Source organism: Micrococcus sp. 116, from assembly GCF_902506395.1.
Taxonomy (GTDB): domain Bacteria; phylum Actinomycetota; class Actinomycetes; order Actinomycetales; family Micrococcaceae; genus Micrococcus; species Micrococcus luteus.
On sequence record NZ_LR732370.1, the window covers coordinates 1,288,069 to 1,300,315 of the forward strand.

Below are 12,247 nucleotides of genomic sequence, written 5' to 3' on the forward strand. Positions count from 1 at the left end.
CGCCGACGGCGCCCACGACCGTTCCCCCCGCGCCCCGCGTCCGACGCGCCCGGACCCGTCCATCCCACCGACCGCGCCGACGGGCCCCGGCGCGCTGCTGGGCGGCCGCCGCGTGCGTCTGCTGCCGGCCATCCTCGCGCTGGCCCTGGGCAGCTTCGCGATCGGCACCACGGAGTTCGCGATGATGGGCCTGCTGCCGCAGGCGGTGGCCGACCTCGGCATCGGTCTCGAGGCCGGCGGCGTGCTCATCTCCATGTACGCGCTGGGCGTCGTGATCGGCGCTCCCCTGCTGGCCGCGTCCTTCGCCCGCGTCGACCGGCGGGTCACGAGCATCGTGCTGATGCTGCTGTTCGTCGTGGGGCACGTGGCCGCGTTCCTCGCCCCGGACATGGGGAGCATGATGGCGGCCCGGTTCGTGTCGGGCCTGCCCCACGGCGCCTACTTCTCCGCGGCCGCCCTGGCCGCGGCGGACCTCGCCGGGCCCGCCCGCCGCGGCCAGGCCGTGGCCTGGGTGATGGCCGGGCTGTCCGTGGCCAACGTGCTGGGCGTGCCGGGCGCGACGGCGCTCGGGCAGGCCGTCGGCTGGCGCTGGATGTTCGTCATCGTGGCGGTCTGCGCGGCCCTGTGCGTCGGGGCGACCGCGTGGCTCGTCCCGTCCGTGCCGGCCCCCGCGGGCGCCTCGGTCGGCCGCGAGCTGCGCGGTCTGGCCTCCGGCCGCCTGTGGGCGACGGTGGCCGTGGGCGTGATCGGCTTCGCCGGCATGTTCGCGCTCTACACCTACATCGCGCCGCTGCTCACGGAGGTCGCGGGCCTCGAGGAACGGTGGGTCCCCGCCGTGCTGGCCCTCTACGGCGTCGGCATGGTGATCGGCACGCTCGTCAGCGGCGCCCTCACGGACCGCGACCCGGTGGGCACCCTGCGCCTGAGCTTCGGGCTCAGCGCGGTCTCGCTGGCCGCCGTCGCGCTGACGGCCTCGTGGGCTCCGGTGATGATCGTGTTCCTCTTCTGCGTGGCCGTCAGCGGCTCCGGGATCGCCCCGTCCCTGCAGGTGCTGCTCGTGGACTCCGCGCCCACCGCACCCCAGCTGGCCGGTTCGCTCAACCACTCCGCGCTGAACATGGCCAACGCGATGGGCGCGTGGGTCGGGGCCGCCGCGATCGGGGCCGGTGCGTCGCTGCGGACCCCGCCGCTGGTCGGCGCGGGCATCGCCCTGGCGGGCCTGGTGCTGGCGTTCCTGCTCGTGCGCCGCGACGTCGCGGCGCGGCCCGGCGTCCGGGCTGACGACGGCGGCTCGCCCCGCTGAATCTCCCACACGAGGCCGGGGCGAACCTCGTCACGTCGGAGAATCTCGAAAAAGTCGGGGCGCCAGAGGTGGCCCCCCGTGAAAATCCCTTGCTACGTTCCTTCTCGTACGTCAGATTCGCAACCCGAACGGAACCATCATCATGGGCATCTTTGGCTGGATCGTGCTTGGTCTCATCGCCGGCGCCATCGCTCGCGCCATCCTCCCCGGACGTCAGGGCGGCGGGTGGCTCGGCGCCCTCCTCACCGGCATCGTCGGCGCTCTCCTCGGCGGCTGGATCGCCTCCCTGCTGTTCGACTTCGACGTGAACGAGAAGTTCTTCGATCTGGGCACCTGGATCTTCGCGATCATCGGCGGCGTTATCGTCGCCGCAGTGTGGCAGGCCATCACCCGCCGCACCGGCACCCGCGCCTGAGTGAGCTGAGCGGCCCGGGTTCCACCCGGGAACACGCAGATGGGGCGGGGATCCACGTGGATCCCCGCCCCATCTGCGTCTCCGGACGGCTGCCGCCGCCTCGTGCGCCCCGTCAGCCGGCGCGCCGTGCCCCCGCCATCGCGGACGAGTACAGGCACACCGTGGCGGCGGTCCCCACGTTCAGGGACTCCGCGGCCCCATACAGCGGCACCGCCACCCGGCGGTCCGCCAGCGCGAGCTCGCCGCCGTCCAGGCCCTGGGCCTCGTTGCCGAACAGCCACGCGGTCGGCGCGGCGACCACGCCGGGGGCGAGGGCGTCGAGCCGATCCGAGCCGTAGCCGTCGGCGGCCCACACCTGCAGGCCTGCGGCCCGGGCGGCGGCCGCGGCCGCCTCTGCGGGGACGGCGGTGACCACGGGCAGGTGGAACAGCGACCCGGCGGTGGACCGGACCACCTTGGGGTTGAACGGGTCGACGGAGCCCGGCGTGAGGACCACCGCGTCCGCCCCGGCCGCGTCCGCGGCTCGGATGACCGTGCCGGCGTTCCCCGGGTCCTGCACGCGGCACAGCACGGCGGCCAGGCGCGCCTCCCCGAGGACCGCTTCGACGGCCTGCGGCTCCGGCATCCGCGCCACGGCGACGATGTCCTGCCCCGTCACGGCGTCGGCCATGGCGGTGAGCACCTCGTCGCTGGCCTGGCGCACCAGGACGCACTCACCACCCGGCGTCGGGCGGTCCCGGACGCGCGCCACGAGCTCGGCCAGCGCGGGGTCCCGGTCCACGAGTCCGACGGACATGTACACCTGGGTCAGCACCCGCCCCGCGCGCCACTGCCCCGCGGCGGCCTCCGGCCCCTCCCCCAGGTGGGCGCGCAGGGCCTCGCGGCAGGCCTGCGGCCCCTCGACGAGGAACGTGCCCGTCCGGCGTCGGGCGGAGCGGCCCGCCAGGGCTGCCACCGCGCGCACGCGCTCGGCGCGGGGATGGGTCATCGGCTCGGCGTGCGGGGTCATGGGGTCTTTCTGGTCGGGGCTCAGCTGCGGATGCGCAGACGCCGACGGGGCGGGCCTCGGTGGAGGACCCGCCCCGTCGGCGGTGGTGTTCACGCCTGGGACGTGGTGGTGGGGGCCCTCAAGGCCCCGGAGCCGGCTCAGCGGGAGGCGGCGGGGGCGTTCACGTCTGCGGGCAGCGCCTCGCGGGCGGTCTTCACCAGCACGGCGAAGGTCGCGGCGTCGGAGACGGCGATCTCGGCCAGCATGCGGCGGTCCACCTCGACGCCGGCCAGCTTGAGGCCCTGCATGAATCGGTTGTAGGTCATGCCGTTGGCGCGGGCGGCCGCGTTGATGCGGGTGATCCACAGGCGACGGAAGTCACCCTTGCGCTTGTGGCGATGCTGGTAGTTGTAGGTGAACGAGTGGAGCATCTGCTCCTTCGCCTTGCGGTACAGGCGAGACCGCTGGCCGCGGTAGCCGGAGGCGCGCTCCAGCATGGTCCGACGCTTCTTGTGGGCGTTCACTGCCCGCTTCACACGTGCCACGTGCGTACTCCAATCTGTGTGGTCCCCGGGGCGCGCACTGGCGCGTCACGGCCGAGGAGGAAGGGGTTCCGGCGAGGCCGGAGGGGGTGTCAGATGCCGAGCATCCGCTTGATCTGCTTGATGCTGCCCTTGGAGACGAGCTGGTCGCCCTTGAGACGGCGGGTCAGGCGCGAGGACTTGTGCTCCAGGTAGTGGCGGCGGTTCGCCTGCTGGCGCATGATCTTGCCGGAGCCGGTCACGCGGAAGCGCTTCTTGGCACCGCTGTGGGTCTTCATCTTCGGCATGGCTGCCGTTCTCCTTCACTCATCGCTGCCGTGCGCGGCGCGCACGGCAGTGCTGGTCACCCCGGTCCGTCCGGACCGGGCTGGTCTGTGGCGACCCCGGGGGGTCAGGCCCGAGGACCGGGCTTGGGGCCGCGACCTCGCCGACGACGGCGCGGCCGGCTTGGCGGCGGACCGCGGCTTCGGCGTGGCAGCCGGCGCAGCCGAGGACTGCGGCTTCGGCGTCGCGGCCGGCTTCGGGGCCGATGCGGGCGTGGCGCTGGAGGCCGGCTTCGCAGCCGGGGCGGCCGCGGCCGGGCGGGGAGCCGCCGGGGCCGGGGTCTTCGGCGCCTGCGTCGTCTCGGCCGGGGCCGCGGAGGCGTTCTCCTGCGTCCGGGCGGCCATGGCCTTCAGCTGCTCGGGGAACGCATCCCCGACCGAATTCCGCACCGGGGCGGAGTCGGACGCCGCCTTCTGCGCGGCGCGCTCCTTGGCCTCGCGGGCGGCCTGGTCGCGACGCGAACCGCCGCCCTGACGCTCGCGGTGGCTCTCGGCCGAGTTCTTGCGCTGGTCCGCCCGCGCATCGGCCTTGGTGCGCAGCGGGCCGACCACCATCACCATGTTGCGGCCGTCCTGGCGCGGCTGCGATTCGACGGTGCCCAGCTCGGCGACGTCCTCGGCGAACTGTTGCAGCAGCTTGATGCCGAGTTCGGGACGCTGCTGCTCACGGCCGCGGAACTGGATGATGGCCTTGACCTTGTCGCCCTGGCTCAGGAACTTCTTGGCGTGGCCGGTCTTGGTCTCGTAGTCGTGCTTGTCGATCTTCAGGCGGAAGCGGACCTCCTTGAGGACCGTGTTCACCTGGTTCTTGCGCGACTCACGGGCCTTCACCGCGGCCTCGTACTTGTACTTGCCGAAATCCATCAGCTTGCACACCGGAGGCTTGGCCGTGGGGGCCACCTCCACGAGATCCAGGTCCGCCTCGGCGGCGAGCCGGAGGGCGTCCTCGACGCGGACGATGCCGACCTGTTCGCCGTTCGGGCCGACCAGGCGGACTTCCGGAACGCGGATACGCTCGTTGATGCGGGGATCGCTGATGGTGCTGCTCCTCTGTGTGAGACGACGGGTGACCCCGCGCCCACCGGAGGGGCCCTCGGAAACGAGGAAGGCCTCCCCTGCGCGGACGCAGACGGAGGCCTCGACACGATCCCGTCGGACGGGACCCTCGGTGCGGGCTGCGCGCCACGACGCGGCGGTCCCGACCGGCGACCCGGCAACTCGGCCCGGGGCGAACCGGACATCCTGCTGGCGCGGGTGGGAGAGAGGCCTCCACTTTGCTGCTCCTGGCCCGTGCATGCCCGCCCCGGGGTCACCGGATGACGAGGTCTTGCGCGGACCACGAGTGGTCTATGGGAAGCTTACCACCATGACAGACGAACGTCAGGCCCAGGACGCCACCCCCATGGACGCCCCCGCCGAGATCCGCGACATCCACGAGGTCCCCGCCGTCGAGGTCATCACGACCACCGCCGTGCACCTGATGACCGCCGCCGCCGTCAAGTGCGGCCTGGCCGACTCCCCCGACGCCCGCGAGCTCATCGATCTCGACGAGGCCCGCAAGCTCATCACGGCCCTCGCCGGGCTGGTCACGGCCGCGGCCCCCGAGATCGGCAGCCAGCACGCCGGACCGCTGCGCGACGGGCTGCGCTCGCTGCAGCTGGCGTTCCGTGAGGCCTCCCCGTTCCCGGACGCCCCGGGCAAGGGCCCCGGCGAGAAGTTCACCGGCCCGGTGAACTGACCACGGCCCCGATGACGACGACGGCGCGCCCCTGGCCGGGGGCGCGCCGTCGTCGTCGGGGCGGGGCTCAGGCGTCCGTCGAGGCCTCCGGGGCGGGGGCGAGATGCCGGGTGACCGGCGTCGTGAAGAGGGTGAGCAGCGCGACGCCGGAGACCGCGAGCAGCGGCCCACCCAGAGCGGCGGCGTCCACGCTGAAGAGCCACGAGGACAGGAGCACACTGAAGAGCTGGATCGCGACGGCGGCGCCGCGGCTCCACGCCCGACCGCGCAGCAGGGCGACGGCGGTCGCGAGGATCCACAGGGCGAGCAGCGCGTAGATGACGATCAGCATCACGCGGGCGCCGGCCGGGAGCACCCCGTCCGCCGCATGCACCACCGCGTCCACGGCGAACCAGAGGAGCGCACCCCCCTCGAGCACGAGCGCCGCGGCGACCACGAGGACGGCCACCGGCAGGCCCCGTCCGGGGCGGGGCGGGACCGTCGTCGCGTCGGCGCCCGACGACTCGGACGGGGCGACGGGGTCGGGGCGGCGGGACTGTGCCATGGGGCCTCTCCTGCGGACGGCTGCGGGGACGGACGTGTCCCCCACGGTACGCCGGGCGGCGCGCGGACCACGTCCGCGGCGGCGCCTCGGTCAGGGCATGGTGTGACGAAGGACTCGCAGTGCAGCGCGGTGATGCACCTCATTCACCTCTTGTTCACTCGTGAGGGCCGTGCGAGGATGGCATGCGAGAGATTTCCGGGGGCCGCGTTCGTACGAAGGCGGTCCCCGTTGCAATGACCAGGGTCGCCCTCCGTATCGGTCGTGCCGCGCGTCGTCCGCGCCGGCCCCCGCGCCCGCCGCCGGCGGAGGCCGTGACCACCGGCGCCCGCGGGCTCCGGTTCTTCCGACAGAAAGTGAGCGGACCGATGGATTGGCGCAGTAAAGCAGCGTGCCTGGACAAGGACCCGGAGCTGTTCTTCCCGGTGGGCAACACCGGCCCCGCCCTCCTGCAGATCGAGGAGGCCAAGGCGGTGTGCCGCTCGTGTGAGGTCGTGGACACGTGCCTGAAGTGGGCCATGGAGTCCGGCCAGGACTCGGGCGTCTGGGGCGGCATGAGCGAGGACGAGCGGCGCGCCATGAAGCGCCGCGCCGCGCGTGCCCGCCGCGCCTCCTGACCCACCCGGACCACCGGCCCCGTCGACGACGTCGACGGGGCCGTCCTCAAGCCCGGCCGGGTTCACGTCAGGGGCAGTCGCAGCACGACGCGCGTGCCGCCGTCGTCGGACCGCTCCCAGCGCAGGGTGCCGCGCAGGTCCCCCTCCACGAGCGAGTGCACGATGCGCAGGCCGAGCCCCGATCCCTCGCCCGCGCGGGGAGACTCCCCCGGCACCCATCCGTCGGGGGCGGCGGGGCCGCCGTCCGTCACGGACACGACCAGCACCGTTCCCGCGGGGGTCGACTCGCGGTCGGCGTGCAGGCCCACGCAGCCACCGCCCGGCGCCGTGCCGTGCTCGACGGCGTTGGCCGCCAGCTCATTGAGCACCAGCGCCAGCGGCGTGGTCACGTGGGAGGGCAGTTCACCGAACTCGCCCGTGACCGCGACCTGCAGCGGCCGCCCGTCCCCGGCCACCTCGACGGCCAGGCGGAACTGCCGCTGCAGCAGACCGTCCACGGGGACCTGGTCCTCGATCTCCTCGCTCAGCGTCTGGTGGACGAGGGCGATCGTGTCCACCCGCTGCATCGCCTGACGCAGCGCACGCTCCGCCTCGGGCGAGGACGTGCGCCGCGCCTGCATGCGCAGCAGCGATCCCACGGTCTGCAGGTTGTTCTTGACGCGGTGGTGGATCTCGCGGATGGTCGCGTCCTTGGTGAGCAGACGCTGCTCCTGGCGGCGCAGCTCGGTCACGTCGCGCAGCAGCAGCAGCGCCCCCTGCCAGCCGTCCGGACCGAGCAGGGGGACGGAGCGCACCGTGAGGGACGCCCCGCCGGACTGCACCTCCCGCCGTCCGGCACGCAGCCCGGTGAGCACGGCCCACGTCCCCTCGTCGGTGGGCACACGGGCGGCGTCGGTGCTGGCCAGGACGTCGGTGAGCCGGTGCCCCTCGAGCGTTGAGGCGATGCCCAGCCGGCGCAGGGCGGAGACCGCGTTGGGACTGGTGAACTCGGCGACCGAGTCCGGCCCGAGCACGACGAGGCCGTCCCCCACCCGCGGCGTGCCGCCTGCCCAGAGGCCGGGAGGCTCCTCGGGCGCCGGCCAGCGGCCGTGCTGCATCATGTCCAGCAGGGTGCTGGCCGTCCGGCTGTAGTTCTCCTCGATCACCGAGCGCGCCGGCCGGCCGTTCGGGTCCGCGTGCGCGGAGACGACCGCGATGACCCTCCCGGCGCGGACCACCGGCCACAGACGCACCTGCAGCGTGCCTCCCGGGGCCTCGACGGGGCCGGCCCCCTCGGCCCGCTCCCCGCCATGCCACGTCTGCCCGACGACGGCCCGCAGGTCCGCGCGGGCGCGCGAGCCCACGATGTCGCGGTGGAAGAGGGTGGGAGCGGTGAAGGGCCGGACCTGGGCGAGCGCGACGAACCCTCCGGCCTCGTCGCGGCGGGGCACGGGGCACCAGAGCACGAGGTCCGCGAGCGCCAGGTCTGCCACGAGCTGCCAGTCCCCCACGAGCCGCTGCAGCCAGGCGCGGTCCTCGTCTCCGATGTCCGGGTGCGACGTCAGGGGGTCCTGCGCGAGCGAACTGACCATGGGATCAGGGTACGGCGACGTGCCGGGCGGCCCGTGTCCGTGGCGTCGCGGGCGGCGTCGGACGACACGGCGGCGATGGTCTGCGAGGGCCGTGCGCGGTGCCGTCCGCGGCGGGCGGGGCGGGCAGGGACACCGGCCAGCGTGGCGAGGGCGCGACGCAGCGGGCTGTTCGGAGCGGCCTCGGCGAGCACCTGGCCGGCGAGCAGCGCGGGGTCCGCGGCGGCCGGGTCCCACGGCAGGAACGCCTCCAGGGGCGTGGCCGGCGAGGCGTAGCGGTTCCAGACGGCCTCGACCTGCCCGCGCGGGGCGACGCCGGCGGCGGCGGGCCGGAGCCGGTTGACCACGACGCGCAGCCGTGCCGCCGGGGCCGCCTCCGCCAGCTCCTCGACCCCGCGGACCAGGCGGGGCAGGGCGACGGCGTCCGGCCCGCCGACCGCGATGACCTCGTCGGCCGCGGCGAGCGCCGCCAGGGTCGCACCGTTGCGCTGTGGGGCGGGCACGTCGAAGGACAACTCCTCGTCCTGCTCGAGACCGAACCCGACGTCGACGACCACGCGGTCCCAGTGTTCCCTGGCGGCCGCGATCAGCGCGGAGACGGCGGCGGGGCGCAGCTCGGGCCACCGGTCCACGCGGGTGAGCCCCGTCAGAACCGTCAGGTCCGCGCCGGCGACGCGGACGCGGACGCCCGCGGCCGCCAGGTCGGCGGCGCCCAGTCGGCCGTGGTCGGCCCGCCGCACGGCCCGCGACACGCCGGCCGACTCCTCCGTCAGCCCCAGGTGCACACCGACGGCGGGGCCGTACGTGTCCAGGTCGACCAGCAGCGTGTTCCGGCCGGCCACGGCGTGCTCGGCGGCGAGGTTCACGGCGACGGTGGTGCGTCCCGGGGCGCCGGTGGGACCCCACACCACGGTCACCAGGGACTCCCGCGCGGGTGCGGTCGGTTCGCCCTCCTCCGGAGAGGGTGCGGGGTCGGCTCCCTCGCCCGCGGTGGCGGGGCCGTCGTCGGGGGTGGCCGCGGCGGGGGCGGCGCCCGGCCCGGCGTCGTCGGGCTCGTCGGCGTCGCGCCAGGGGTCCGTGAGGCCGGGCACCTCGTCCGCGCCGAGCGTCTCCAGGGTGATCGGCAGGTCGTCGAGGTCCTCGGCGTGATCCCGGGCGTGGTCGGCGTCCTCCCCGTGCGAGGTCTCCGGCCGGCGGCCCTCCGCGGCGGCGCTCGCGGACTCCACGACGACGGCCGCGATCTGCTCGGGGTCGGCGTCGGCGCGCACGCAGGGCACCCCCATGCTGCGGAGACGACGCCGCTCGGCACGGACCTCGCTGAGCGCCGCCACGCCCACGGGTCGGGGCAGCCGGGCCGTCTCCTCCAGGAAGGCGGCGGTGAGGGACTCGGTGTCCCCGGCCACGAGGACCGCGTCCACGAGACCGGAGCGGGCGATGGCGAGCAGCTCGGCGATGTCCTCGGCCCGGCGGAGGACCGTGATGTCCGTCTGGTGCCGCTCGAGCGGGCCGATGTGGTCCAGGCCCGGCTGGACGGTGGTGGCCAGGGCGATGCGCACGGTCAGCGCACCCCGTGGGCCGGCACGAGGGTGACCCGCGCGTCCTTCACCTTCGCGTCCACGATGCGCGGCAGGGTCTCCTTTGGTGCCAGCAGCTGCACCCGGGTGGTGCCCGAGCCGCCGAAGCCGTTCTGCTCCGCCGTGACCTCGGAGATCTCGAGCGCCTCGGCCAGCCGGGCCGGGTCTGCATGGCCGCGGCCTCCCTCCGCCGGCATGGCCACCCAGACGTCCACGCGGTCTCCCACGCCCACGCCGGACGGCAGCGGCTCGTCCAGGGCCACCCCGACGGGACGACGGCCGTCCGGGTCCGCGTCCACCAGTGCCGCCGCCGGCAGCAGCTCACCGGCCCGGACAGTCCCGGAGACCATCCGCCCCTCGGGAGCCGGAGCATCGGCGCTGAGGTACCGCTCGCCGGCCTCGCTGAGGTTCACCTCCACGGGGCGCAGGTCCCCGGACGCGATGGGTGTGCCCGGGGGCAGGTCCTCCGCAGCCGTCCAGTACGCTGCGGTCCGCTGGGCGGAGGCGACCAGCGCCACGACGCCGGCGATCGAGGCGAGGACGAGCACGAGACCGACGAGGAGCCGGGGATCCCGCCAGCGGGGCCGGCGCAGACGGCCGCCCTCGGCGGACGCGGACATGGTCGTGGACACCGGATGTTCCCCCCTTCGGACCGGCCCCTCGGGCCGCCGCGGCCCCGGCACCCCGTCGGTGTCGGCCCCTCCGCGCTGCGCCCAGAGTAACCACAGGGGCCGTGGATCGCCGGATCCGCCGCGTACGCTGTGGAAAAGTGTCGCCTCCGGGTGTTCCCGGGGTTGAATGGGTCGACGTCGTGGGCCGCCCGCGACCGTCCTGGACGCCTCGACCGAAGGAGCACCGTGCAGCGCTTTCTCACCCTGACCGACGTCGCGGAGACCCTGAACATCTCCGGTCAGGCCGCCCGTGCCCTGGTCCGCTCGGGTGAGCTGCAGGCCATCCAGGTCGGGGGCCGCGGTCAGTGGCGCATCGAGCTGTCCTGGCTCGAGGACTACGTGGAACGTCAGAAGGAAGTGACGCGCGCCCGCGTCCGGGAGTGGACCGAGGCGGACGCGCAGGCCCGCTGAGCCCACACGGTCTGCTCAGGCGGGGCGCAGCGCGGTCCGGACCGTCCCCAGCGCCCCGAACGGGATGACGAGCCGCCCGCGGACGGCCGCGGCCCGCCGGGCCTCGTCCCGCGGGTGGCGGGCGATGTCGAGGTGGTCGCCGCCGACCCGGTCCACGGTGCCCTCCGCCAGCGCCGCGCCGAGGCGTCCCGTCACCGCCACCGGCTGGCGCGTCCGCGCGATGCCGCGCAGCACCGTCCCCCAGCCGGCCGCGGCGAGCTCGGGCGCGGCCACGGCCCGGGTCAGGTCGGCCTCCACGGCCGCCACGCAGTCCACCGCGACGATCGCCGATCCCGAGCCGTCGACGTGCACGCCGACCCAGCCCTGGCCCACCGTGTGCACCACGCCGTCCACGACCTCGCCCCAGGCCAGGTGGAGCCGGACCTGCCGCCCTCGGGCTCCGCGCAGGCGGTCGGCCAGGGACAGCGCCATCCACTCCGCTCGGGTCAGCTCCGCGGCCTCGGCCACCGTCTCCTGCCAGCCGAGGTCGGCCCAGTGCGCCTCCAGGTCGTCGAAGAGTCCGTTCCACCGCATGCGCTCAGCATAGGAGGCTCAGCGCCGGACATCGGTCGTCATCAAACATCATCAAACATCACTCTTGACACCTATCGGCCCGTGCAGTTCACTGTGATCATCATCACCGGCCTGATCGCGGGATCCCGGCCGGACGGACGCACAGGAGGGGAATCCATGGAGCGCTCGACATCACCGGCCGGCCCGGCCCCGACCCGTCCGGTCGACGCGGCGGACGCCGTCGGCCTCACCGTCCTGCTTCTGGCCGGTCCCGGTCTGCTCGCCTGTGCCGCGGCGCTGCTGCAGACGGGCACCAGCGCGCCCGGGGCGGAACTGACCCGCGTGCTGGGCCTCGGTGCCGGTCTCGCCGGGCTCGGACTGCTCGCATGGTGGGCGGTGGGCCTGATCGGGCTGGCGCTCGTCGCGCTGGGGCGCCGCGCGGGTCGGCCGGCCTGGGCCCGCCTGGGCCGGAGCCTCACTCCCGCCCTGCTCGGACGCGTGGCAGGCGCCGTCGTCGGTGCCCAGCTGCTCGCGGCACCGGCCGCGTGGGCGGACGCGGCTCATCCCGTGCCGGACGCCTCCTGGACCGTGGCTGCGGTGCCTGCGCACGCCACCGGCGTCGAGGCCCCGGCGCCGGACGCCGCGTGGACGCCCCGGCCCCCGGCGCCGGCCCCACCGGGCGCCGGCACCGGCCGTGCGGATCCGGACCACCCGACCGTCACCGTCCGGCGCGGCGACTGCCTGTGGCACCTCGCCGCCGCCGAGCTCGGCCCGGACGCGACCCCCCGAGAGATCGACGCCCGCTGGCGCCGCTGGTACGAGGCCAACCGACGGGTGATCGGCGACGACCCGCACCTGCTGCTGCCCGGCACCGTGCTGACCTCCCCCGTGTTCACCCCGCACGCCGGCGTGGACGGACCACGGCCATGACATCCACGACCCTGCACTCCCCCGCTTCGCCTCGTCCTCAGGAGACCGCCATGACCACCCTCGCCACCCGCCCC

15 protein-coding genes are annotated in these 12,247 nt (G+C 74.8%); 6 read left to right on the forward strand and 9 right to left on the reverse strand.

Features of this window, described 5'->3' with window-relative positions; translation table 11 throughout:
• Positions 1–1,303, forward strand: a 1,303-nt coding sequence (locus CITRIK5_RS05940; protein WP_236557151.1) for an MFS transporter, incomplete at its 5' end; no start/stop codon positions are given.
• A gap of 142 nt (positions 1,304–1,445) precedes the next feature.
• A complete protein-coding gene (locus CITRIK5_RS05945; RefSeq protein ID WP_134415759.1) occupies positions 1,446–1,718 on the forward strand; it encodes a GlsB/YeaQ/YmgE family stress response membrane protein in 273 nt (90 codons plus the stop codon).
• Between the two features lie 112 nt (positions 1,719–1,830).
• On the opposite strand, the gene CITRIK5_RS05950 is transcribed toward CITRIK5_RS05945, so the two are convergent.
• The 4 genes from CITRIK5_RS05950 to infC all read right to left on the reverse strand — a co-directional run bounded on the left by CITRIK5_RS05950 (position 1,831) and on the right by infC (position 4,609).
• On the reverse strand, positions 1,831–2,727 hold the full coding sequence (locus CITRIK5_RS05950) for an RNA methyltransferase (protein WP_134415757.1): 897 nt from the start codon (positions 2,725–2,727) through the stop codon (positions 1,831–1,833).
• Positions 2,728–2,864: 137 nt separating this feature from the next.
• Positions 2,865–3,251: a 50S ribosomal protein L20 gene (gene rplT, locus CITRIK5_RS05955; RefSeq protein ID WP_002853696.1), complete on the reverse strand. Its 387-nt coding sequence runs from the start codon at positions 3,249–3,251 to the stop codon at positions 2,865–2,867.
• 89 nt (positions 3,252–3,340) lie between these two features.
• Positions 3,341–3,535 carry a 50S ribosomal protein L35 gene (gene rpmI / locus CITRIK5_RS05960; protein ID WP_002853699.1) on the reverse strand — a complete coding sequence of 65 codons (195 nt, stop codon included), beginning with the start codon at positions 3,533–3,535 and terminating at the stop codon, positions 3,341–3,343.
• 15 nt (positions 3,536–3,550) lie between these two features.
• Positions 3,551–4,609 (reverse strand): translation initiation factor IF-3, encoded by a 1,059-nt coding sequence (gene infC, locus CITRIK5_RS05965; RefSeq protein ID WP_236557201.1) that lies wholly within the window; start codon positions 4,607–4,609, stop codon positions 3,551–3,553.
• 328 nt (positions 4,610–4,937) lie between these two features.
• Here infC and CITRIK5_RS05970 point away from each other — a divergent pair, with 328 nt between their 5' ends.
• On the forward strand, positions 4,938–5,309 hold the full coding sequence (locus CITRIK5_RS05970) for a DUF1844 domain-containing protein (protein WP_036313345.1): 372 nt from the start codon (positions 4,938–4,940) through the stop codon (positions 5,307–5,309).
• 67 nt (positions 5,310–5,376) lie between these two features.
• Here CITRIK5_RS05970 and CITRIK5_RS05975 read toward each other — a convergent pair whose 3' ends face one another.
• A complete protein-coding gene (locus tag CITRIK5_RS05975) occupies positions 5,377–5,853 on the reverse strand; it encodes a hypothetical protein (RefSeq protein WP_012750967.1) in 477 nt (158 codons plus the stop codon).
• Positions 5,854–6,218: 365 nt separating this feature from the next.
• Here CITRIK5_RS05975 and CITRIK5_RS05980 point away from each other — a divergent pair, with 365 nt between their 5' ends.
• Complete coding sequence (locus tag CITRIK5_RS05980) at positions 6,219–6,467, forward strand: WhiB family transcriptional regulator (protein WP_002854852.1); 249 nt, start codon at positions 6,219–6,221, stop codon at positions 6,465–6,467.
• 62 nt (positions 6,468–6,529) lie between these two features.
• Here the strand turns inward: CITRIK5_RS05980 and CITRIK5_RS05985 are convergent, their stop codons facing one another.
• From CITRIK5_RS05985 to CITRIK5_RS05995, 3 genes are read right to left on the reverse strand one after another with little or no spacing between them, the layout of a single operon-like run.
• Positions 6,530–8,038 carry a sensor histidine kinase gene (locus tag CITRIK5_RS05985; RefSeq protein ID WP_134415753.1) on the reverse strand — a complete coding sequence of 503 codons (1,509 nt, stop codon included), beginning with the start codon at positions 8,036–8,038 and terminating at the stop codon, positions 6,530–6,532.
• Positions 8,008–9,591, reverse strand: coding sequence for a tyrosine-protein kinase family protein (locus CITRIK5_RS05990; RefSeq protein WP_123244130.1), 1,584 nt, complete (start codon positions 9,589–9,591; stop codon positions 8,008–8,010). The genes CITRIK5_RS05985 and CITRIK5_RS05990 overlap by 31 nt, the downstream gene beginning before the upstream one ends.
• A 2-nt stretch (positions 9,592–9,593) precedes the next feature.
• Positions 9,594–10,241, reverse strand: coding sequence for an SAF domain-containing protein (locus tag CITRIK5_RS05995; RefSeq protein ID WP_123244131.1), 648 nt, complete (start codon positions 10,239–10,241; stop codon positions 9,594–9,596).
• 225 nt (positions 10,242–10,466) lie between these two features.
• On the opposite strand from CITRIK5_RS05995, the gene CITRIK5_RS06000 reads away from it, so the two are divergent.
• Positions 10,467–10,691 carry a helix-turn-helix domain-containing protein gene (locus CITRIK5_RS06000; protein ID WP_123244132.1) on the forward strand — a complete coding sequence of 75 codons (225 nt, stop codon included), beginning with the start codon at positions 10,467–10,469 and terminating at the stop codon, positions 10,689–10,691.
• Positions 10,692–10,706: 15 nt separating this feature from the next.
• On the opposite strand, the gene CITRIK5_RS06005 is transcribed toward CITRIK5_RS06000, so the two are convergent.
• Complete coding sequence (locus CITRIK5_RS06005; protein WP_036383497.1) at positions 10,707–11,264, reverse strand: hypothetical protein; 558 nt, start codon at positions 11,262–11,264, stop codon at positions 10,707–10,709.
• Positions 11,265–11,420: 156 nt separating this feature from the next.
• Here CITRIK5_RS06005 and CITRIK5_RS06010 point away from each other — a divergent pair, with 156 nt between their 5' ends.
• Entirely contained in the window at positions 11,421–12,173 is a 753-nt protein-coding gene (locus CITRIK5_RS06010) for a LysM peptidoglycan-binding domain-containing protein (RefSeq protein ID WP_044659782.1), read from the forward strand.
• Positions 12,174–12,247: the final 74 nt, after the last annotated feature.

Bases quoted from the DNA above. Each gene is read 5' to 3' on its own strand.
- CITRIK5_RS05985 (WP_134415753.1), bottom strand. From the start codon at position 8,038: ATGGTCAGTTCGCTCGCGCAGGACCCCCTGACGTCGCACCCGGACATC.
- CITRIK5_RS05980 (WP_002854852.1), top strand. From the start codon at position 6,219: ATGGATTGGCGCAGTAAAGCAGCGTGCCTGGACAAGGACCCGGAGCTG.
- CITRIK5_RS05945 (WP_134415759.1), top strand. From the start codon at position 1,446: ATGGGCATCTTTGGCTGGATCGTGCTTGGTCTCATCGCCGGCGCCATC.
- rpmI (WP_002853699.1), bottom strand. From the start codon at position 3,535: ATGCCGAAGATGAAGACCCACAGCGGTGCCAAGAAGCGCTTCCGCGTG.
- CITRIK5_RS05950 (WP_134415757.1), bottom strand. From the start codon at position 2,727: ATGACCCCGCACGCCGAGCCGATGACCCATCCCCGCGCCGAGCGCGTG.
- CITRIK5_RS06010 (WP_044659782.1), top strand. From the start codon at position 11,421: ATGGAGCGCTCGACATCACCGGCCGGCCCGGCCCCGACCCGTCCGGTC.
- CITRIK5_RS05975 (WP_012750967.1), bottom strand. From the start codon at position 5,853: ATGGCACAGTCCCGCCGCCCCGACCCCGTCGCCCCGTCCGAGTCGTCG.
- CITRIK5_RS06005 (WP_036383497.1), bottom strand. From the start codon at position 11,264: ATGCGGTGGAACGGACTCTTCGACGACCTGGAGGCGCACTGGGCCGAC.
- CITRIK5_RS05970 (WP_036313345.1), top strand. From the start codon at position 4,938: ATGACAGACGAACGTCAGGCCCAGGACGCCACCCCCATGGACGCCCCC.